General features: G+C 65.4%; 19 protein-coding genes. 6 read left to right on the forward strand and 13 right to left on the reverse strand.

Annotated elements, in window-relative coordinates:
* Positions 1-197: 197 nt before the first annotated feature.
* A complete protein-coding gene (locus ACZ1JX_RS08535) occupies positions 198-2,456 on the forward strand; it encodes a TonB-dependent receptor (RefSeq protein WP_465126288.1) in 2,259 nt (752 codons plus the stop codon).
* 112 nt (positions 2,457-2,568) lie between these two features.
* Here the strand turns inward: ACZ1JX_RS08535 and speD are convergent, their stop codons facing one another.
* From speD to ACZ1JX_RS08575, 8 genes are read right to left on the reverse strand one after another with little or no spacing between them, the layout of a single operon-like run.
* Positions 2,569-2,916 (reverse strand): adenosylmethionine decarboxylase, encoded by a 348-nt coding sequence (gene speD / locus ACZ1JX_RS08540; protein ID WP_465126289.1) that lies wholly within the window; start codon positions 2,914-2,916, stop codon positions 2,569-2,571.
* Between the two features lies 1 nt (position 2,917).
* The gene (locus tag ACZ1JX_RS08545; protein ID WP_465126290.1) at positions 2,918-4,531 is read right to left on the reverse strand and encodes a flavin monoamine oxidase family protein; all 1,614 of its coding nucleotides are present in this window, start codon (positions 4,529-4,531) and stop codon (positions 2,918-2,920) included.
* On the reverse strand, positions 4,521-6,071 hold the full coding sequence (locus ACZ1JX_RS08550; protein WP_465126291.1) for a polyamine aminopropyltransferase: 1,551 nt from the start codon (positions 6,069-6,071) through the stop codon (positions 4,521-4,523). The genes ACZ1JX_RS08545 and ACZ1JX_RS08550 overlap by 11 nt, the downstream gene beginning before the upstream one ends.
* Positions 6,064-6,273 carry a DUF350 domain-containing protein gene (locus tag ACZ1JX_RS08555; protein WP_144907729.1) on the reverse strand — a complete coding sequence of 70 codons (210 nt, stop codon included), beginning with the start codon at positions 6,271-6,273 and terminating at the stop codon, positions 6,064-6,066. Before ACZ1JX_RS08555 ends, ACZ1JX_RS08550 begins: the two co-directional genes overlap by 8 nt.
* A 26-nt stretch (positions 6,274-6,299) precedes the next feature.
* Positions 6,300-6,446, reverse strand: coding sequence for a hypothetical protein (locus ACZ1JX_RS08560; RefSeq protein WP_465126292.1), 147 nt, complete (start codon positions 6,444-6,446; stop codon positions 6,300-6,302).
* Positions 6,443-7,693 (reverse strand): DUF4178 domain-containing protein, encoded by a 1,251-nt coding sequence (locus tag ACZ1JX_RS08565; protein ID WP_465126293.1) that lies wholly within the window; start codon positions 7,691-7,693, stop codon positions 6,443-6,445. The genes ACZ1JX_RS08560 and ACZ1JX_RS08565 overlap by 4 nt, the downstream gene beginning before the upstream one ends.
* Entirely contained in the window at positions 7,690-8,352 is a 663-nt protein-coding gene (locus tag ACZ1JX_RS08570; protein WP_465126294.1) for a DUF4178 domain-containing protein, read from the reverse strand. The genes ACZ1JX_RS08565 and ACZ1JX_RS08570 overlap by 4 nt, the downstream gene beginning before the upstream one ends.
* 26 nt (positions 8,353-8,378) lie before the next feature.
* On the reverse strand, positions 8,379-9,362 hold the full coding sequence (locus ACZ1JX_RS08575; RefSeq protein ID WP_465126295.1) for an SPFH domain-containing protein: 984 nt from the start codon (positions 9,360-9,362) through the stop codon (positions 8,379-8,381).
* 108 nt (positions 9,363-9,470) lie between these two features.
* On the opposite strand from ACZ1JX_RS08575, the gene ACZ1JX_RS08580 reads away from it, so the two are divergent.
* A complete protein-coding gene (locus ACZ1JX_RS08580; RefSeq protein ID WP_465126296.1) occupies positions 9,471-9,923 on the forward strand; it encodes a tRNA (cytidine(34)-2'-O)-methyltransferase in 453 nt (150 codons plus the stop codon).
* Between the two features lie 8 nt (positions 9,924-9,931).
* On the opposite strand, the gene ACZ1JX_RS08585 is transcribed toward ACZ1JX_RS08580, so the two are convergent.
* Complete coding sequence (locus ACZ1JX_RS08585; RefSeq protein ID WP_465126297.1) at positions 9,932-11,284, reverse strand: aromatic ring-hydroxylating oxygenase subunit alpha; 1,353 nt, start codon at positions 11,282-11,284, stop codon at positions 9,932-9,934.
* Between the two features lie 245 nt (positions 11,285-11,529).
* On the opposite strand from ACZ1JX_RS08585, the gene ACZ1JX_RS08590 reads away from it, so the two are divergent.
* Positions 11,530-14,322 (forward strand): TonB-dependent receptor, encoded by a 2,793-nt coding sequence (locus ACZ1JX_RS08590; RefSeq protein ID WP_465126298.1) that lies wholly within the window; start codon positions 11,530-11,532, stop codon positions 14,320-14,322.
* Positions 14,322-15,395: a phytase gene (locus tag ACZ1JX_RS08595; protein ID WP_465126299.1), complete on the forward strand. Its 1,074-nt coding sequence runs from the start codon at positions 14,322-14,324 to the stop codon at positions 15,393-15,395. The genes ACZ1JX_RS08590 and ACZ1JX_RS08595 overlap by 1 nt, the downstream gene beginning before the upstream one ends.
* Here the strand turns inward: ACZ1JX_RS08595 and ACZ1JX_RS08600 are convergent.
* Both ACZ1JX_RS08600 and ACZ1JX_RS08605 read right to left on the reverse strand, forming a co-directional pair.
* Positions 15,392-16,108, reverse strand: coding sequence for a hypothetical protein (locus ACZ1JX_RS08600; protein ID WP_465126300.1), 717 nt, complete (start codon positions 16,106-16,108; stop codon positions 15,392-15,394). The two genes, ACZ1JX_RS08595 and ACZ1JX_RS08600, sit on opposite strands and share 4 nt — an antisense overlap.
* Positions 16,105-16,551 (reverse strand): RNA polymerase sigma factor, encoded by a 447-nt coding sequence (locus tag ACZ1JX_RS08605; protein WP_465126301.1) that lies wholly within the window; start codon positions 16,549-16,551, stop codon positions 16,105-16,107. The genes ACZ1JX_RS08600 and ACZ1JX_RS08605 overlap by 4 nt, the downstream gene beginning before the upstream one ends.
* A gap of 131 nt (positions 16,552-16,682) precedes the next feature.
* Between ACZ1JX_RS08605 and ACZ1JX_RS08610 the strand changes: the two genes are divergently transcribed.
* Positions 16,683-17,906 (forward strand): S8 family serine peptidase, encoded by a 1,224-nt coding sequence (locus ACZ1JX_RS08610; RefSeq protein WP_465126302.1) that lies wholly within the window; start codon positions 16,683-16,685, stop codon positions 17,904-17,906.
* A gap of 104 nt (positions 17,907-18,010) precedes the next feature.
* Positions 18,011-18,901 carry a PRC-barrel domain-containing protein gene (locus tag ACZ1JX_RS08615; protein WP_465126303.1) on the forward strand — a complete coding sequence of 297 codons (891 nt, stop codon included), beginning with the start codon at positions 18,011-18,013 and terminating at the stop codon, positions 18,899-18,901.
* 142 nt (positions 18,902-19,043) lie between these two features.
* On the opposite strand, the gene ACZ1JX_RS08620 is transcribed toward ACZ1JX_RS08615, so the two are convergent.
* Both ACZ1JX_RS08620 and ACZ1JX_RS08625 read right to left on the reverse strand, forming a co-directional pair.
* Complete coding sequence (locus ACZ1JX_RS08620) at positions 19,044-19,994, reverse strand: TauD/TfdA dioxygenase family protein (protein ID WP_465126304.1); 951 nt, start codon at positions 19,992-19,994, stop codon at positions 19,044-19,046.
* A gap of 37 nt (positions 19,995-20,031) precedes the next feature.
* A complete protein-coding gene (locus ACZ1JX_RS08625; RefSeq protein WP_465126305.1) occupies positions 20,032-21,378 on the reverse strand; it encodes an MFS transporter in 1,347 nt (448 codons plus the stop codon).
* Positions 21,379-21,383 lie beyond the last annotated feature (5 nt).

The raw sequence follows: 21,383 nt of genomic DNA on the forward strand, positions 1-21,383 counted from the left end.
TGCAAGACTTTCATTCCAAGTTTGATAGATTTCTGCTCCGAGCGGCTAACCAGAATCCGGACTGTTCGCAAAAAATTGGCTTGACAGGCGCTCGATCAGACGCAATTCGGTCAGACCAACAAGCTTTGCCAAATTCCAGACGGGAGAGAGTTATGTCGGTCCACAGGCTACTATTGTCAGCAGCGGCGGTCGCGCTGATGCCCGGTTTCGCTTATGCGCAGGACGCTGGCCAGACCGATACCAGCCAAGCTGCTCCCGAGCAGAGCGGTGAAGGGCTTGAGGAAATCATCGTTACCGCGCAGAAGCGCGAGCAGAACATGCAGGATGTGGCCGTTGCGGTCACAGCGCTGAGCGGCGAAGCCCTGACCAATCGCAACGTTGCGACCGTCGGCGACCTTCCCCGTCTCGCCCCCAGCCTCACCCTGACGCAGGGCAACGTGCCCACCAACAACTCGCTCAACCTTCGCGGCATCGGCACGGTCTCGTTCAGCACCGCGATCGAGCCTTCGGTTGCCGTGATCGTCGACGATGTGCCATTGCTCCAGCAGGCCCAGGCCTTCTCGGGCCTGAGCGACATCGCCCGCATCGAAGTGCTGCGCGGCCCGCAGGGCACCCTGTTCGGCAAGAACGCCTCTGCCGGTGCCGTCAACATCGTATCGCGCGGCGCATCGAAGGACCTGACCGGCGCCGTGACCGGCACGGGTACCACCGATGACGAATTCCGCGTAGAAGGCTCGCTTTCCGGTCCGCTCGGCACCGGCGTCGGCTTCCGCGTCAACGCGTTCTATGCCGACCGCAAGGGCTACATCCGCAATCTTCAGAACGGACAGCGCCTCAACAACGACAAGAGCTACGGCGTGCGGAGCCGCCTCGAGTTCGAACCGACGGACAACCTGAAGTTCGACGTGATCGCCAGCCACTCGGTCAGCGAAAGCAACGGCTTTGCCCGCACCTATCGCGCAACTCCTGCCGGCGCGAACATCTTCGGCACCCCGCTGACGGCTAGCCTTGTTGGCGTCACTCCGGGCGAGGACAACTACAACGTCCGCCTGAACAAGCCGCTGTTCAACAAGAGCAAGCAGACCACCGTTTCAGGTCGCGCGACACTCGACCTCGGCTTTGCCGATCTGGTCTCGGTCACCAGCTACCAGGACTGGAAGTTCCGGTTCGAAGAAGACTTCGACTACACCATCTCTGACGTGCTGGGCATTCCCGGCGGCATCACCGCCAACAGCACCTATGCCGCAACCCAGTTCACGCAGGAACTGCGCCTCGTTTCGCCTTCGAAGTCCGACCTGACCTATGTCGTCGGGCTGTTCTATGCCAACGGCAAGACGGACCGCCAGTTCGCACGCGGGCCGTCAGGTCCGGTCGTCGCGAACTGGACTTCGCGCAGCACGACGAAGAGCTACGCTGCGTTTGCCCAGTTGACCTACAACCTGTCCGACACGACGCACGTCGATGCAGGCGTCCGCCTGAACCACGAAGACATCGGCGCGCGGTTCCTGAACAACGTGCCGAATGCCAACCCGCCTGCGAACAATGCGACCTGCCTCAGCGCCTGCGTCGGTGCGGCCAAGGACACTGTCGTCACCTGGAAGACCTCAGTGCGGCAGGACCTTTCGGATGCGGTGATGGTCTATGCCTCGTTCGCGCGCGGCTACAAGGGTCAGGGCTTCGACATCAGCACCGGCTTCAAGCCCGCCCGTGCAGCAAGGCCCGTACGTCCGGAAACCTCCGATGCCTATGAAGCGGGCATCAAGTCGCGCTTCCTCGACAACAAGGTCCAGCTCAACGTCTCGGCATTCTGGAGCAACTTCCGCGATTTCCAGGCGCAGTCTGGCCTTGTCCTTCCGGACAACACCATCGAGCTGACCCTGAACAACGTCGGCCGGGTGCGGACACGCGGCTTCGAAGTCGAGCTTTCGGCGCGCCCTATCCCGACGCTGACGCTGGACAGCGCGCTGAGCTTTACCGACACGCGCATCATGTCGTTCCCGGGCGCGCAGTGCTATGCCGGGCAGACGACGGGTTGCGTCGATCTTGATGGTGCAGGTCCTTCGACCGTCAAGGGCCAGAACCTTGCCGGCAAGCGCCTTCCCAACGCACCGCGTCTGAAGTTCAACGTCGGCGGCACCTACGACATCCTGCTGCCTTCGCTGCCGTTCGACGCGTTCATCCAGACCGACGTTTCCTATCAGAGCGCGGTCAACTTCGACCTGCTGGCGAACCCGCTGACGGTGCAGAAGGGCTATACCGTGGTCAACGGCAGCATTGGCATCGACCAGAACGATCGTGGCGGCCTGCGCGTCGCCCTGTTCGTGAACAACCTGTTCGACAAGCGCTATGCCTCGAACATCTCGGTTTCGCCTGGCGGTTCGCTGGGTCTGCTGCAGCAGGCTCTCGACCGCAATTCGCGCCGCTACTTCGGCATCAAGGCGCGCTTCGAGTTCTGATCGCAGCGCATCGCCAAACGAGCCACCTTGCTACTGCCGGATCTCCCAATGGCGGTGGCACCCCTCAAAGGCCCCGGAGTGAAAGCTCCGGGGCTTCTTTTTTGGTCACTTCTCAGAGGCGTTTGACGGCCTGCTTGTGCACAACCTCACCGCCCAGCAAGTCCACGATCCGCGCAAGGCCTGCCTCTGCATCGGCCGAGACGCCGCAGACGAACAGGTCAACGGCGGCCACGCCGGTTTCGGGCCAGGTGTGGATCGAGATGTGGGATTCGGCGAGCATGGCGACTGCGGTCAGCCCCATGCCTTCGCCGAAAAGGTGCATGTGCAGGCCGACGATGCGGGCGTTTGCGGCGCTCGCCGCTTCGCGCAGGGCCTGTTCGATCAGCGCGGCATCGCCCAGCCCGTGGCATTGCGCGAGATCGGCGATCAGGTGCACGCTGGTGCCGGGCGGGTGGGCCATGTCAGGCAAGACTTTCGAACGGATGCGCGAGGTGGGCAAGCACGCCTTCCGCTGCAACTACGCCGCGATAGTGGGCTTCCTCGAACAGCGAAAGGCCGGAGATGTCGGAGTGGGCGAACCAGACCGGCGGCTTGCCCCGGGCGGCGGCGATGCGGGCGGGATCATCGAGGAAGCCGGGCACGGGGCTGGCCATGGCGTGGCCCCAGCGCCAGACGTCGATGCGCTCGATGGCTCCGGCAAGGTCGGGGTTCATGGCGAGCAGATCGTCGGTTATGATGGCCTGCCATGCCTCCAGGCTGCGCGTCATCAGGATCTTGCGCGCCTGAGCGGGCGTTTCCCGGCTTAGCGGCAGATACCATGTTAGCACGGTGGCGCCGCTGCCAGCAGACGACGTCTGGTGCGTGGCGACGACATAACCCAGGCTTTCGCTGGCGGCCGAGACATTGTCCCATGCGAGCGGCGTGCCCTTCCCTGTCGGTGGGCGATTGACGGTGATGTTGGCGACGACCCACGGGGCGTAAGCGAAGCTGTCCTTGGCTGCGAAATCGGGCGCAACGCGGGCGGCGACGAAGTGCGGCATGGCGAGCACGGCGGCGCGGGCGCGGATGCGGCGGTTCTGTTGCTGGCGGTGATCGAAGATGTCAGCGAGCACCTTGTCGCCCTCGCGGACCACGCGGACGACCGATTGCGCGGGGCGGATGTGGCCGGAAAGGCGATCGGCGAGGAGCGCGGCAAGGCGGCCATTGCCTTCGGGCCAGGTCAGTTCGCGATCCCCATCGCCGCGCGCTGCCCATCCGCGACGCCCGGCAAAGTAGTGAAGCCCCGCCCATGCCGAGACGCGCTCGGGCTCGGTGCCGTAATCGTCACGGACGCAGTAGCGCAGATAGGCGCGCAAGGGTTGGGAGGTGTAGCGTTGTGCATCGAGCCAGTGGGCGAAGGACTGCTTGTCCAGCGCGCGGTATTGCGGGTCTTCGCTGGACAGGGCCATGGGCACGGCGAAGGCGGGCTTGCCATCGCTTCCGCTGGCGCTGCGGAACTTGGCCATGGCGGCATCGAAGCGGCTGCGCTGGGCGCGATCGTCGGGCGACAGGGCGGTCTGCGGATAGAGGCCTTCCTGCCACTTGCCGCGCCACAGCAGGCGTTCCTCAAGGTCGGCGCAGAGTTGCAGCGGGTCATAGACCGGCGCGCCGTGCTCCTCGCCCACGATCATGCCGAATTGCCTGAGCATGTGGCGCAGCGCGCGGGCCTCGCGGTTCGGGACCGGCAGGTAGTGCGCGCCGAGGGGATAGGCGCTGACTGCATTGCGCCCGGAGCGGGCGTTGCCGCCGGGAGTGTCTTCCAACTCGCACAGAGCGAAATCGGCAAAGCCCGCCTCGGCCAGACGCCAGCCGGTGGAGAGTCCGGCGATCCCGCCGCCAGCGATCAGCACGCCGATGTCCTCGACCGGGCCGGTGGGGGCGGGAAACCTGCCCTCGCGGATCAGGTGGCCACGTTGCCAGTTTGCGCCGCCGAGTTCTCCGGGGAGGCTGCTGCTGGTGCAGCCGGGCAGCAGCGCAGCGCCCGATCCCACCAGTGCCGCGCCGATCATTTGCCGACGGGTCGGCTCAACCTTCATAGCGGCCCCATTCCTCGGCAAAGCTGCGCACGAGGGCCTGATTGTCGAGCCGGTTCACTGGCGTGGGCCGCCGCGCCATGTCGGGCGGGAAATCGAACATGGCGCGCTCGGCTGCGGGATCGAGGAAGCGCAAGTCCGGCGGCAGGCGCACGGCATCGCCGATGGGCTGGTGCGCGGCCATGGTGAAGCCCCACTCGCCGAAACTCGGCACATAGGCGTGATCGCCGCGCGCGGTGAGGCCTGCGGCTTCGAGCGTGCTGGCGACGGTCCAGTAGGAGCGCGGGGCGATCAGCGGCGAGGTGCTCTGCACGGTCATCACGCCTTGCGGGGCCAGCAGGCGGGCGACTTCGCGGTAGAAGCTTTCGGTGTAGAGCTTGCCGAGCGAGAATTCGGTGGGATCGGGGAAATCGACGATGATCGCATCGTAGCGGCGCTGCTCGGCGCGCACCCAGCGGAAGGCATCGGCGTTGACCATGGTCAGGCGCGGCGAGGCGAGCGCCTGGCTGTTCAGTTGCGCGAGTTGCGGCGTATCGCGGAACAGGCGGGCCATTTCGGGATCGAGATCGACCAACGTGACATGGCCGACGCGGGCATCGCGCAGCACCTCGCGCGCGGCAAGGCCATCGCCGCCGCCGAGGATCAGGACGTTGCGGGGCTGCGCGACGCGCCCGAGCACCGGCCAGACCAGCGCTTCGTGATAACGGTATTCGTCGCGCGTGGAGAACTGGAGGTTGCCGTTGAGGTAGAGGCGCAAATCGCCATCGCGGCGGGTGATGACGATGCGCTGGTAGGGGGTGGAGCGGGCATAGACGACCGGCTCGTTGTAGAAGGCGACCTCACTCATCCGCTGGAGCCGGTCAGCAAAGAAGAGGCCTGCGAGGAGCGAGGCGGTGACGATCAGCGCGGCTGCCATGTCGCGGGCGATGCGCTCCTGCTTGCGCAGTGCGACTAGCAACGCGATGGCGACGCCGACGTTGGCGAGGCCGAAAACGAAGCCGGTGCGGATCATGCCAAGCTGCGGCACCAGCACCAGCGGGAACAGCAGCGAGGCGATCAGCGCGCCGACGTAGTCATAAGTCAGCACGTTGGAGACCAGCTCGCGGAAGGCGAAGCGGTGGCGCAGGATGCGGATGAGCAGCGGGATTTCGAGCCCCACCAGCACGCCGATTGCCATGACCAGCGCGTAGAGCACGATGCGAAAATCGCCGACGAGCGGGAACAGCAGGAACAACCCGGCCGCCGACCATCCGCCCAGCGCGGCGATCAGGATCTCCACCCGCACGAACACCGCCATCTCGCCGACACGGACATGGCGCGAGAGCCAGCTGCCCACGCCCATTGCGAAAAGGTAGGTGCCGATGACGGTGGAGAACTGGGTTACACTGTCGCCCAGCAGGTAGCTTGCAAGCGTGCCTGCGAGCAGTTCGTAGATCAGACCGCAGGTGGCAACGACGAGAACCGAAACGAGCAGGATGACCGCGAGCGAGGCAGGAGCGGCATCGCCCCCGCCTGCCGTCGCGGCTTCGGGCATGTCATCCATGCACGGCGGCGGCGATGATGTTCGAGATACCGATGGCAACCGCTCCTGCAAGCAAAGCGACGGCCATGTTCTTGCGCTCGATGATCTCGCGCCACAGCTCGCCGGGGGTCAGCCGGTCCACCAGCACAAAGCTGACGATGAAGATCACGATGCCGAGCGCGGCATAGAGCATCGTGGCGATGATGGTGGTGGCAGAGAGCATGACAGGCTCCTTTCAGGATCGCGGGATCACTTGTGGGTGGGGCCGACGTGGCCGGATGCGGATGGGCGGTCCTCGTCGTCACTGTAGAACGAGTAGGCGTTGAACGCGGCGAACAGGGCTGCGGCGAGCAGGCCGAAGCACAGGATCGCGAACAGGATCAGACGCTTGGTCATTTGTCGCGGTGCCTCCACCACAGGATCGAGACGGGCCAGAGGAAGAGCGCGATGACCAGCGTCCACCACATGCCCCACGACATCGCGCCGGTGCGGGCCTCGACCCAGACGTTGATCGTCTCGGCCTGCCCCCAGGCGTCGTTGGGCGCGGGATCGACCGGCCAGCCATGGGCAGTGCCGCTGGCATAGACGTCGTAGGTGCCGCGCGGAACGTGCCCGAACATGGTGTCGCCATGGTAGCTGCCTTCGGTCCAGTAGCCGTCGGAATCGCGGCCTGCGTAGTGCTCGACCAAGCCGAACGCATCGATGGATTGCTCGCTCGACCGGTCGACCAGATTGTATTCGAGATCGACCCAGCGGTTCTCGAACATGTTGGTGTCTGCGTTGACGGTGACGAATTGCCACGGCCTGCGCACGGTGATCGTGCCGATCTTGACCGGCGCGATCTGCCCGCCGACCGGCACCTGGATCATCGAACTGGTCTTCGTGCTCGGCCCCGCCAGCAGCGCCATGGCGATGGCGGCGAAGAGCGAGACGGCCATGGCCAGCAGGAACATGCGGCCAAGATCGTCCTGCTCCATGCCCGGTGCGGCCTTGAACTGCATCAGGCCCTGCGCGGCCTTGCGCCGGGGCAGGCTGCGGCGGTTGAGGCCGAAGGCGTTTTCGATCTCGGCTTCATCAATCGGGACCAGTTGCGTCCAGTTCTCCTTGCCGTCCGAGACTTCGCGCGAAAGGATCGTCTCGCCCGACTGGAACAGGGTGGCATTCGCCGTGTCGCCTGCCTTGACCCGCCAGTAGAACTCGCCAGCAACCGCCGTGGTCGAGGTAGGCTGATCACGCCCCAGCCGAGAGAAGTTTTCGCCTCGCCAGAACACCCGGTTCCGGTCCCCCTGCGGACGATCTGCCAGAGGCGTGCCGAACTGCCATTCGCCATCGGCCACAACCAGCCAGCGATAGCCAAGGTAGGGGTTGAACAGCAGGAACTCCTGCCAGATCGTGATCTGGTCCTTGCGACGAAGCGCACCGACCACTTCCCACTCTTGCCCGAACACCGTGCCGCGCTTGCCGATTTCAAGCGCGAAGCTGGCCTTCGCCTTCTCGTGCCGTCGGATGAGCGCAACTTCTGGCCGCGAGACATCGAGAACCGAGCCGCAGTTCTGACAGATCAGGTTTACCGAGAAACCGGCGGCGCGCACTTCGATGGTCCCGCCACAGGCCGGACAGGTTATGGCCTTTCCGCCACTCACCTCAGCTCTCCGGGGATCGTCCAGCCATCAAGCTGGCGCAAGTTGCCGGGCTTCAGGCTCAGCAGGTTCCAGCTATCGCCGAACCACGCGGTCGTCCCGGTTTTGTCACGCTGAAGCGAGAGGACTTCGCCGCTGGCGGAGCGGAAATCGACGCTGGTCATGCGGGTGCCGACCAGCGTGGAAATCGGCAGATCGCCTTCGCTGCCGAGGCATTCGACCTGCTTGATATCGCTGGCAAAGAGCTTTCGACCTTCAACTTCGATAACATCGCCCCGGGTTATCGCCTCACCTTGCGCAAAGGCGCGAACCTTGGGCTGATCGAGCAATTGCGGCCATTCGGCGGTCAGCATGAACATGCCCGCAGCCTCGGCCAGCCAGAACTGCGCACCGGTCTCGGCAATGGCGAGCCATTCGTTCCACGATCCACCGGACCACGCCCAGCGCACCCTGCCCACGACCGTCATCCCGCGCCCATCCGCAACCAAGGTGGTGCCAAGCTGGATCGGGGAGACGTCGAACGGCAGCACCGCTACCTTGCCCTTGTCCTCCACGCGCAGGCCTTCGCGCAGGATCAGCGTCTGGCAATAGGGGCACGTGCCATAGGGCAAGGACGGCCCGCGCACCGGCACTTGCGCTCCGCACGACGGACAGTTCAGCACCGCTTGCAATTCCCCCGTTGCGGCAATCAGCGAATGCGCGAAAGCAGCTCGGCTTTCTTCGCATCGAACTCCTGCTGGCTCAATGCGCCGAGCGTGACCAGCCTGTGGAGTTTTTCGATGGTGGCCAGCGGGTCTTCTTCCGGGGCAGCAGGAGCCGCTGCCCGGCTAAGACCCTGCGCCATCGCGCCGCCAAGTGCGGTGGCAGCAGCCACGCCCGCGCCGATCCCGGCCACACCGCCGCCTTCCTGGTTCGCTGCATCTTCAATTGCTTCTGCGGCCTGAAAACGCGTGTAGTTGCCAAGGTCCCCCAGCACGCGCATCGAACTCGCCTTATCGAGATGGGCCTGCACCTCATCGGGCAGCGAGACGCTTTCGACGTAAAACGACAGGCAGGTGAGGCCCCACTGCGCGAAGGCCTTGTCGACTTCCGCCTTGATCCGGTCCGACAGTGCCTGCTGGTTGGCGGCGAGATCGAGGAAGGCAATGCCGCTGCCGCCGAGCGCAGTCGCCATCGCGGTCTGGATCGCGGCGCGCAATTGCGGCTCGAGCGTCGGCACGGCCACGCCTTCAAGCGTACCGAGCACACGCGAGACGAACGGGGCGACCTCATTCACGCGGAAGGAATAGGAGCCGAATGCGCGCAGGCGCAATGCGCCGAACTCGGCATCGCGCACGGTCACGGGCTGCGCGGTGCCCCACTTGAGGCCATGCTGTTCCTTGAGCGAGAGGAACACGACGTCCGACTTGAACGGCGATTTGAAAGCCTTGTCCCAGTTCATCAGGTTTGACAGGAGCGGCAGATTGGCCGTTTCCAGCGTGTGCAGGCCGGGGCCGAAATAGTCCGCCACTCGCCCCTCGTTGACGAAGGCTGCGATCTGGCCCTCGCGCACCGTCAGCTGCGCGCCGTGCTGGATTTCGCGGTCGGCAAAGGGCACGCGCCATGCGAGCTCGCCGGGGCGCTCCAGCCACTCGACGACATCAACGAACTGCTTGCGAAGGAAATCGAACATGGCTGTCCCCGCTGGAATGAGCGGGCAGATTAGCGGTGGCGACGCGCGCTGCAACCGGCAAACGCCTCCGCCCTTGCGAAGCCTGAGCGGCGATGGCTATCAGGCGCCATGCGGATCGCCCTCTATGAACCCGAAATCGCCGGCAACGTCGGCGCCGTGATGCGTCTTGGCGCGTGTATGGGCGCGCAAGTCGAACTGATCGAGCCCATGGGCTTTGCTTGGGACGACCGCCGCGTGCGCCGCACGGCGATGGACTACATCGACCATGTGACCGTGCGCCGCCATGCCGGCTTCGAGGCCTTCCGCAAGGCGGTCGACCCTGCGCGGCTCGTGCTGTTCACCACCAAGAGCAGCGCGTCGATCTATGACTTCGCCTTCGATCCCGACGATATCCTGCTGTTCGGCAAGGAAAGTGCGGGCGTTCCGGCAGAAGTCACCGAAGCCTGCCACGCCCGGGTGCGCATTCCGATGCGGCCACAGGTCCGCTCGATGAACCTCGCAACCTCTGCCGCCGTGGCGCTGGGCGAGGCGCTGCGGCAGACGGGGACGCTACCGGGCTGAGCTTGGCATCAGGCCCTGCCCTGCCGCCCTTCGATCCAGTCGTTGAGCACTTCGTGGAAGAAACGGATGCGGGTTTCCTGGTCTGACAGATATGCGTCGCGATAACCGCGCGAGTGCATGCCCGCCTGCATCGCCTCGGCCAGTGCCATGTCCTGATAGACGATCTGCCCGGCAAGCTCTGGCACCCCGCGCCCGCCATCGAACACCCGGTGCTCGCACTCGGCAACCTCGCGCAGGGGCTTCATGCCCGCCATGATCGACTGGACCTCGGCCTGCCCTTCCACCGGGAACGCCATGCACCACAGGTCGAAATAGCACTTTTCCGGATCGGTCGCGTGCGGTTCGCTGCGGAACAGGATCAGGTTGTCGGGCAGGAAGCTGATCGTGACATTGGGGAACATCACCGTGTGCGGGCTGTCGGTGATCTCCTCGTCATCCATGTGCTCGTAGTGGAGATAGCCCTTCTCGCGCCACAGCTTCTGCTTGGCGGCCTTGAGATCGAGCCAGCCCTGCATCGCGAAGTCCTCGTAGGTCGCGTAGCGGGCCGGGTCGATGTCCCACTTGGCCAGTTCGGCCTCGAACATCGCATTGCCGCTTCCTTCAGGTCGGTCGGTCAGCGAGGGGCGCATCGGCTGCACGGTGCGGCCATGGCCCTTTGGCCACATCTCGTGCCGCGCGGAATCGACGTCCTGATCGATCCATGGCGGCACTTGCGGGTGCGCGGTGCGGGTGTGGTAGCTTTCCGAGAAGTTGTCGGTGACGAACTTCCAGTTGGCGTTGATCTCGATCCGGTACCACGCCACCCGCACGGCCTTGTCCATCGGGTAGTTGCGATAAAGCTCGGGCATCGGCTCGAGGAAGTCCATCAGCGAAGGGCTGTCGTCGGACATCGTGTACCAGACAAAGCCGCCCCACACGTCGCAGCGAAGTTCGTTGAGTTTCAGCTTGCCGCAAGGGTTGCCCTTGCTGAAATCGACATCGGCGTCCTGCGCGTGTTTCAGAACGCCATCGATGCCCCACTTCCAGCCATGGTAGGGGCAGTGGAACGCCTCGACCGAGCTGGAATCGTGGACCATGCGCATCCCGCGATGGCCGCAGGAGTTGTAGAAGGCGCGGACCGAGCCGTCTTCCTGCCGCACGGCGATCACCGATTCCTTCATGAAGTTGTGGACGAGGAAATCGCCCGCCTCGGGAATGTCGGCAGTGCGCCCGGCAATGTGCCAGATGCGCGTCCACATGTGGTCCCATTCCTTCTGCGCGAACTCGGGCGAAAAGTATCGGTCACCCGTGATCGGATCGCCACGCAAGTGCGAAGGATCGCGGCCATCCATCGGGGTCGGAACGGGGCCTCGCAGGCTCATGGGACTATCCTCTCTACCGGCATCGCAACCTTGTGAGAGGACTATCGGCAGCGCCACCACATGCGACAACTGCACTTTGTGTGAACGGTGCGACGAAGCGCACTCACCCGAGTGGAAGCCTATCAACGCAGTGCAGCAACAATCTGGAAACACCTTTCATCGAACTGTCTCCGAACTGACGCCGGACCGTCAATCTTGTCCCCTAGGCGCGGGCTCAGGCAGAGCTTTCAGGGGGTTACCAGACAATGACATTCTCGCGCACCAGCCGCATTGCACGCGCACGTCTTTCGCTGCTCGGCACCGCCGCATTTGCCTTCGCCGCGCCAGCCCTTGCGCAGGAAGCGCCCGCCGAAGAGGCTCCCGGCGATGTCATCGTCGTCACCGGCGAGCGTCCGATTGCCGAATCCGAAGCGGCCGCGTTGCAGATCCAGAAGATGTCGGATTCGCTGGTCACTGTCCTGTCCTCGGACGGCGTGGGCCGCCTGCCCGACCAGAACATCGCGCAGGCCACCAGCCGCCTCCCCGGCGTCGCCATCGAGCGCGATCAGGGCCAGGCGCGCTACATCAGTCTTCGCGGTGCGCCGAACTACTGGACCACGCTGAGCTTCGACGGCATCAACGTCGTCAGCCCCGAAGGCCGCGATGCGCGGTTTGACTCGATCCCCTCGGCCATTGCCAAGCAGGTGATCGTTTCGAAGGCGGTGACGCCGGACATGCCGGGCGAGACCGTTTCGGGCAACATCAACGTCATCACCCGCTCGGCCTTCGATTTCGACAGCCTCCATGTGCAGGGCAAGGCCGGCATCGGCTATGCTGAACTGGGCGACCGGCGCGAATACGAAGGCTCACTGGTCGTTTCGGACCGCTTCAAGGCGGGCGACGGCGAGATCGGCGTGCTGCTTTCGGGCAGCTTCTTCGAACGCAACATGGTGACCGATAACTTCGAGATCGACTGGGAGCGCGTCAGCCAGGACCAGCGCCCCGGCAACGGCACCCGCTTCTGGGCGCGCGAGACCGAAAACAAGCTCTATCGCCTGCGCCGCCGCAACTGGTCGGTCTCGGGGCGGCTCGACTGGAAGCCCGACGGCGACAACACGGTCTCGCTGCGCTCGGTCTACACGATCTTCACCGACGACGAAGCGCGCGACAACTACATCTTCGACCTAGACGACCGCCAGAGCGACCTGTCGAACAGCACGGATGCCTGCCCGACAACCGTCAACACCACGCCGCGCACCACCGGCTATGCCGATGTCTGCATCGGAAATACCCCGCTCAAGGGCACGGTCTACGGCATCGACATCAACCAGCGCTCCACCCTGCGTGCGTTCCGCCAGTCGATCTTCACCAACACTCTCGAAGGCACGCATGAGTTTGGCGAAGGCTGGAAGGTGAACTGGCTGGGCAACTACACTGAGTCCAAGGATGACCGCTCGGTCGTCGGCGAAGCGCGCTGGAACAGCCCTTCGACCCGCTCGGCGCGTCCGACCGTGGTCTATGATTTCACCAATCCGAACCGCAACACGCCGCTGCTGTTCACCACCGTCCAGCTGTCGAGCCCGACCCGCTACACCGCCGGGACTGCCGTCACGGCAATCGACACTTTCACGAAGCCGCTCGCGTCGCTGCGCCTGCTAGATGCGGTGGACACGACCAAGGCCTATACCGGCCGCCTCGTCATCTCGAAGGACACGAGCTTCCTTGGCGGCGACGCTACCTTCAAGCTCGGCTTCCAGTTCGACCAGCGCACCAAGGTGGTGGACGAGAACCAGCTCGAAATCACGTCCGGCGCAGACTTCGCCAAGATCGGCCTGTCGACCAACTACAGCGACTTCTCGCTCGACAAGGCGTTCCTCGGCGCGCTGCCGATGGGCTATACCTTCCGCTACTTCGATACCGACAAGATGCGCCAGTACGCCGATGCAGCGCGCGAGAACTTCGCTTTCGCTCCGGTCACCGGCAACATCTACGACGTGCGCGAGCAGGTCTTCGCAGGCTTTGCCATGGGCACGCTGCGCTATGACTGGGGTTCGATTGTTGGCGGTGTGCGCGTGGAGCACGTGAAGAACCGCGGCATCGCCGAAGCCAACATCGCCGGGACGACCGGGCTGGTAACCGCGGAATCGAGCCAGACGCTCGCCTTCCCCAGCCTCCACCTCAACTACAATCTCGCCGAAGACAAGAAGCTGCGCCTCTCGTTCAACAGCGGCGCGGCGCGGGCCGATTACGACCAGATGCGCCCGAACGTGACGGTTAACGACGCCAACCTGACGATCTCTGGCGGCAACCCTGCAGTGAAGCCCGAGCGCGCCTATGGCGTCGATGCCTACTTCGAATGGTACGTGCGCCCGCAGGGTTACCTGATGGCCGGCGCATTCTACAAGAAGGTCGAGGACGTGCTCTATTCGCAGCGCCGGACCTTCAATTCCGACGTGCTGAACAGCAATGGCGTCGACCGTTCGCAGTACACCTTCACCGGGATCGCCAATGGCGGCAACGGGCGCATCTTCGGTTTCGAAGTGGCCGCACAGCTTCAGCTCGAACCGTGGACCGAAAGCCTTGGTCTGCCCGACTTCATGGGCGGGTTCGGGGTCAGTGCCAACCTGACCTACAATGATAGCGAAGTGACCAAGCCTGCGGTGGGCGACGTCCCCGCCCGCAAGGTCCGCCTGCCCGGCACGTCGGACTGGGTCTATAACCTTGGTGCATACTACGAAAAATACGGCCTCTCACTGCGCCTGCAGTACCAGCGCCGCAGCACCTGGCTCGACGGTTATGCCGACGACCTGACCGACGCTGGCGACACCTACTGGGCGGCGGATGACGAGCTGGATTTCTCGGCGCGCTATGCGGTCACGAAGAACTTCGAAGTCTATTTCGATGCCTCGAACCTGCTCAACAATCCGGGTCGGCGCTATGCGGAGCCGGGCAATCTGCTGACCGCAACCGGCACGCCGACCAAGGCGACCGACATCTACACCATCGAATGGGAACGCTTCGGCCGTCGTTATGCCGCTGGCGTGCGGATCAACTTCTGATGCGCGCAGTGCGACACGCCATGGCCCTGATCCCGGCACTCGCCCTTGGGGCTTGCGCCGGGATGCGGGAAATGCCGCGCCCGGTCTATCCGGCAGTGAACATTGCCGCGACGGGTGAAACCACGCCGGTCGGCTCGGCCAATGCCGATGCGGCCGATGATCCGGCAATCTGGCGCAATTCCGCAGATCCGGCAGCAAGCCTGATCCTTGGCACCGACAAGAAGGCCGGGCTTTACGTCTATGGCCTTGACGGCAAGGTGCGCGATTTCGTTGCGGCAGGCGCGCTCAACAATGTCGACTTGCGCGAAGTGCGCCCCGGCTTCGTGCTGGTCGGCGCGAGCGACCGCAGCGACCTTGCCGAACCGAAGATCGCACTGTTCCGGCTTGATGGTGCGTCGGGGAAGCTCTCTACGTTGGGCGCGCTGCCCTTCCTCGGTGCTGGCCATGCCCCGGCCGAGGCATACGGCTTCTGCATGGGCAAAGGCCTCGCTCTTGGCGAGCTGGCCCGCGCCTATGTCGTGCTCAAGGACGGCACCGTGGCCGAGAGCGTACTGACCGAGGACGCGGGCACGATCACCGCACGGCATGTCCGCTCGGTAAAGTTCGCCACGCAATCGGAAGGTTGCGTGGTGGATGACCGGACCGGGCGACTCTACCTTGCCGAAGAGGACGTCGGCATCTGGCAAGTGGACTTGCGTGCGGCGGTGCTCAAGCCGCTGGAATTTGCCATGGTCGGCAAGGAGGCAGGCCTCGTCGATGACGTCGAAGGGCTTGCCCTCGCGCCCGAAGGGACGGACAGCGGAATGCTTGTTGCGTCGAGCCAGGGCGACAATGCCTATGCCCTGTTCGATCTTGCTACTGCCGCCCCGCGCGGTCGCTTCCGCATTGCCGCCGGCCGCTTTGGCGCGACGAGCGATACCGACGGTATCGAGCTTGCGACTGGCGATTTCGGACCGGACTGCCCGGGCGGCCTGTTCGTGGCGCAGGATGGCGACAACGCGCCGTCTGCGCAGAACTTCAAGCTGTTGGCGTGGGACGCGATCTTGCGGGCGGTGGCTGCAAGCAAGCCCTAGTCGGACGGGCCGCGCCAGCCTCTGGCGCGCGCGGCCCTTTCCGCTGCGGCATCGAGTGCGGGTCCGGCGGCGAGCGCTTGTGCCTGCGCCATGATCTCGGATTCGCTGCCGGCCTGCCGATATTCCCCTGCTTCCGGTCTTGCGCCAGCAGAAACTGCGCCTTGCAGCTTCCAGCCTTCGCGGTCGCGGCACGCTATGCCTGACGCTTCGCTTGCCGAGTATGCACGACAATAGGCTCCACCTGAATCGCGGAAACTCAGCAGCACCCGCACCGGGGCGTTCGCTGGCTGTTCCCCGACAAGCTGGCTGTCGAGCGCTGCGGCAATCTGGTCAGGGGCATAGTCCGCGCCTGTGCCGCCGCCTCGGCCAAGCGTAACGGCGAGAACCAGCGAGGCGGCAAGTGCGGGGCCTGCGGCCCATATCCACCGGGGCAAGCCGCTACGCCGCGCGCGGACTTGCGCGAGGTCCACGACCTCGGACTGCGGCGGTGCGAGCAGCGCTGCGAGGCGATCGGGGACCGGTTCGCTGGCAACGGGCGCGAAGTGGCTGGAGAGGCGCGCGCGCAAGGCCTGGTGTGCGGCGACCTGCGCGACCATTGCGGGGTAGGCGTCGATGGCGGCGGCGACGTCGGCGTGCTCTGCTCCTTCGAGCTGACCGTCGGCGAAGGCGGCGATCTGTTCGGGGGTGGGCTGTTCGGGGGTGGGTGTCGTCATGCCGCTTCTCCCAGACGCGCCAGCAGCGCATCGCGTCCGCGCACCAGTCGTGAATTGAGCGTGCCCACCGGACAGCCGACGATCTCCGCCGCTTCCTTGTAGGACCACCCCTCGATCATCACCAGCACCACCGCCTCGCGCTGCTCATCAGGCAATCCGGCCAGCGCGCGGTCGACATCGCCGAGCGCCGCACTTTCCTCCTGCCCGCCCGAAGCGCCGATGCCGAGCCCGGCTTCCTCGTCGACGAAAGTCTCGCCCCGCCTGCTGCGGGCGCGGACTTCGTCTATCCATATGTTGCGCATCATCCGGTACATCCAGCTGTCGAGCCGGGTGCCCGCCTGCCACTTGTCGCGGTTGCGCAGCGCCCGTTCGATGGTCGTTTGGCAAAGATCGTCAGCCTCCCCTGCCCCGCCACGCGACAGGCCTGCGGCGAAGCGCCGCAAGCGCGGAAGCAGGGCGAGGATGCCGTCGGCGAAGGGATCAGCCAGTGTCGTTGCCTTTCTGATGGATAGAACGGGCGGGCTCGTCCGTTTAATCCCATAGACAGACAGGTTATGACAAAAAGCCCATGAAAATGAAACGCTTCGCCCTTGCCGCCATGCTCCTGTGCACCGTAACCGGCCCCGCCGTGGCGCAACTGGCGCTGCCCGACGTGCGCGGCAGCGTAAATCCAACTCTCCGAGGCATAGAGGCAACTCTCCCCCAACTCTCCGAGGCACTGGGGCAAGTCGAGGGCATCTCGAGGAGCCTCTTGCAGGTCAGGCTCGACCGTCTCACCCGCATCCTCGATCGCAACCGGAAGATCATCGAACGCGACGCATCGGGTGACCTTGCGCGCAAGGGCGAACTGCTCCTGACAGACCCTGCGCCCGGCGCGGTGGAACGTGCCGAGGCCGCCGGGTTCACGGTCCTGTCCACCGAGACGCTGGACACGCTGGAGATCACCGTCGTCCGCCTCGCCGTGCCATCCGGCATGAGCCTCGCCAAGGCGCAGGCGCTGCTGAGCGCCCGCCTGCCCGATGCAACGATTTCCGCAGATACGCTGAGCTTTGCCAGCGGTGGCACTTCTGGAGGACGCGTGAAAGGGAGCGGAAGTGCGATGCCGCCGATTGCGACGCCGGTCGGGGTGATCGATGGGGGGGCCGGGGCGGCAGTCGCTGTTGCGGAAACCAGAGGATTTGCGCGGGGTGCGCCCAGGGCCAGCGATCATGGCAGCGCCGTGGCCTCGCTGCTGCGTCATGCGGGCGTGCAGCGGATCGTGGTGGCCGATGTCTATGGCGACGATCCGGCAGCGGGGAATGCGCTGGCGGTGGCGCGGGCGCTGAACTGGCTGGTGGGCAAGGAGGTGCGGGTCGTTTCGATAAGTCTCGTCGGCCCGGCCAATCCCGTTGTTGCCCGCGCCGTGGCGGCGGCGCAGCGGCGGGGTGCGGTGATCGTGGCGGCGGTGGGCAACGATGGTCCGGCAGCGCCACCCGCCTACCCTGCCTCCTACCCCGGCGTGCTGGCGGTGACCGCCGTGGACGGGCGCAATCGTGCGCTGATCGAGGCAGGGCGCGCACTGCATCTCGATTACGCCGCGCCCGGTGCCGACCTGTTCGCGACCAATGCTGCGGGACGTAGGGTGAGAGTGCGGGGCACCTCGTTTTCAACGCCGCTGGTGGCATCCCGGGCGGCGCTTGCCATGGGCGGCAATATCAGGGCGCGACTTGATGCCGAAGCCATCGATCTGGGCCCGCGCGGGGCAGACGGCACCTATGGCCGGGGCCTGCTCTGCACCATCTGTAGGCCGACGCGCTGAAAAAATTTTGCGAAGCCATGCATTAAACCTCTGACGCGATCCGTTTTCCTTTCGAGAGGCAGTCAACGCGACGCCTCGGACAGTTCGAGGAAAGGAAAATCGAGATGCGTGCATTTCTGGCAACTTCGACCGCACTCCTGCTGCTGGCCGCCCCTGCCGCACAGGCCCAGATCCTTGGCGGCGCTGGCGGCGGCCTGGGCGGCGCGCTTGGCGGCGGAATCGGCGGGACGCTTGGCGGCACCCTGAACGGTGGCACGATCGGGGGCGGCACCATTGGCGATCCGATGGGCAGCATCGAGAACACCACGCGCGGAACGGTCAATGGCAAGGGCCGCGCATCGGCCAACAAGTCGGTCGACCGCAAGAGTGGCAAGGTCCACGCCGATGGCAATGCCGATGGTTCGCTGACCGGCAGCGTCGGTCAGGCGCTTTCCACGCCCAGCCGGATGGTCGGCACCAGCGGTTCGGCCAGTGGCTCAGGCTCGGCTGCCGGCAGCGCCGATGCACAGTTGATCGGCACCGATGCAGTGCGTTCGGCCGCCGGACAGGTGGGCAGCACTGCGCGGGGCACCGTGCGTGGCGGAGCCGAGACGGCAGGATCGCTGGCTTCGAGCGGCCGTGCGATGGCTGGGAATGCTGCAGGGTCGGCCAGCGGAGCCGCAAGTGGCGCCGGCAGCGCGGCGACTTCCTATGGCTCCGGCTCGCTTGCACTGGCAGGAAGCCTTGCGTCTTCGGCCAATGGTGCATTCTCGCTGAGCAAGGGCATGACCGTGCTTGGCCCCGATGGCGAAAAGATCGGCAAGGTGCGCGAAGTCATCGCCGACGGTCGCGGGCAGGTGCGCTCGCTGCTGGTCAAGGTCGATGGCGAGAAGGCGCTGCTGCCCGCCGCCAACTTCAGCGGCAGCGGCAACGCGGTCGTCTCGGCAATGGGCGAAGGCCAGATCAAGCAGGTTGCGCAGCAGCAGCAGGGCAAGGCCGAACCGCGCAAGAACTGAGCGAGTTCGTCGCGATGGAGTGGCACGGTTCCGAAAAGGGCGCCGTGCCACTCTGTTCTTGCGCACGCTTCACGGCGAAGAGCGAAGATGCGCTCAATGGGTGCGGGGCGGCGGTGAGGGCCGCCACCCCGCTCACCTGCGCTCACGCAGGCTGGTATTCGGTGGCCTTCTCCTTGCGCACGGTGCGGCTGTGGCGGCCGTCGATGCCGACCGGCACTTCGCCCGCGATAGTGGCACGACGCAGGGTGCGGCGCTGCAGGCCGAAGTCGGCGACGGCGCGGTGCTGGGTCGACTGGTTGTCCCAGAACGCCACGTCGCCCGGCTGCCAGCGCCAGCGCACGACGTTTTCAGGCCGGGTGATGTGGTCCTGAAGGATCTGGAACAGGCGCTGCGAATCCGCTTGGTTCAGCCCGACGAACTGCTTGACGAAGTGGCCGAGCAACAGGCTGCGCTGGCCCGATACGGGGTGGACGCGGACGACCGGATGTTCGGTCTCGTAAACCGTCGAGGCAAACACGCTCTTGTGAAAGTTGGTGCGCTCGCGCTCGCTGTCGTCTCCCTTGGGAGCATTGAGCACGGTGGCATAGTCATAGAGATTGGTGTGGACGGCCCAGAGGTTGTTCACCAGCTGGCGCAGGGTTTCCGGCAGGCTTTCATAGGCTGTCTCACCATTTGCCCAGACGGTATCGCCACCTGCTTCGGGAATGGTGATCGCGCGCAGGATCGAGCCCTTGGGATAGGCATCGACGAAGGTGACGTCGGTATGCCAGCTCGATGCGGCATAGCCTTCCTTGCTATCGAGTTCGAGCAGGTAGCGCGAGCCTTCGGCCACCGGAACAGTCGGGTGTGCCACCGGATCGCCGAACAGCGAGGCAAAGCCTTCGTGGCGGGCATCGTCCAGCTCCTTCTGGCCCCGGAAGAACACGACCTTGTGGCGGACGACGGCATCCTTGATCGCCTGCACGGTCGTCGCATCGAGGTCGCCCGAGAGGGTAACGCCCCGGATTTCCGCGCCGATCGTCCCGGTGATCGGTACGATCTCGAGCGGGGAACTGGGGTCCTTGGCATTGGCATAAGTGGTGATGGCATTCATGGCAGGTACTCCTTGAGGGGATTGGAGATCGGGGGGATTATTCGGCAGGCTGGAGCGCGGGGTCGGCAGCGGAGTCCAGACGGCGGCGAATGGCTTGGTGCTGCTGCGCATCGAGCGAGAAGCCCGAGACGAGAGCGGCGGAAAGGGCATGGGCAAGCGCAGGGCCGAGCGCGAAGACCAGCAGCACGCCCTGCAGCGCAGCCGGGCTGTTGGTCGCAAGCTTCGGGTCGAAGCCGAACCAGGCGACGAGCGGCAGGGCGATCCCGGCGGCAAGCGCGCCGCCGATCTTGTCGGCCAGCCCGAAGACCGAATAGTACAGCCCTGCCCGCTCCTCGCCGGTGTCGGCGCGATACTTGTCGGCAACGTCCGCAACCATCGAGCGCAGCATGATGTTGCCCGAACCCTGCGTCAGACCCTGTGCCAAGGCGAGCGCGAGGACCAGCCAGAACCGGTCGGGCGTGGTCAGCACCAGACCGAGGTTGATCAGGGCCTGCAGCACTTCGGCAAGGATGGCGGCGTCACGCTTGCCGAGCCGGACGCCGATGCGCTGCCAGATCGGCGCCGAAAGCATGCCGAACGCATACTGGAACAGGAACAGCCCGGCGCCCCACTCGGGACGCCCGAGATAGAAGGTCACGTAGAACAGCAGCAGCGTGGTGCGGATGCCCTGCCCGGCGCGCACAGCAGCGTCGGACGCGAGCACCCGCAGCAGCAGCGGATTGCCGAATACGGCGCGCAGGGCAGCCGCGGGGGAGAGCGGGGCGGAAAGGAGCACAGGCTGGCTCTCGTCGCGATTGGACAGGGTGAGCCACAGCGCCGGAAGGGCGGTTGCCAGCACGAGCAGGCCGAACAGCGTGAGTTGAAGCTTCCCGTCGCCGGGCCGCAAGTGCTGCGCCAGTGCAGCAAGGCCGAGCGCGCCGACCAGCGCGACCGATTGCCACAGGGTGAAGATCGAGGCGGCGCGGGTGCGGTCGTTGTAGTCGGGCGCGATCTCGCCGCTCCACGCAAGCAGGGGCGTGGAGAGCAGGGCAAGACCTGCGTAGTAGGCAGCAAGCGCTACGGTCAGCCAGCCGACGCCGGGGCTTGAGGGCGGGAAGAACAGCAGCGCTGCGCCTCCCGCAAAGAGCACCCCGCCGCCCGCAATCCAGGGACGCCGCCTGCCGAACCGGCTCTGCGTCCGGTCGCTCAGCGCGCCGACGACCGGGTCGAGCAGGCAGTTGAGCAGTTGGCCCGCGAGATAGAGCGTGCCGACCAGCGTCAGCGGCACGCCGTAATCACGCGCGAGGATGGCGGGGAGCCAGGCTGCGACGGGCTGTGCGGCCGCTGTTACGGGCACGTAGATCGCAGCGAGGCGGTGGAAGCGGGCGGTGGAGTGCCGGGTCATGTGCG

The organism is Novosphingobium sp. BL-A-41-Hi4A-0G, from assembly GCF_055521735.1.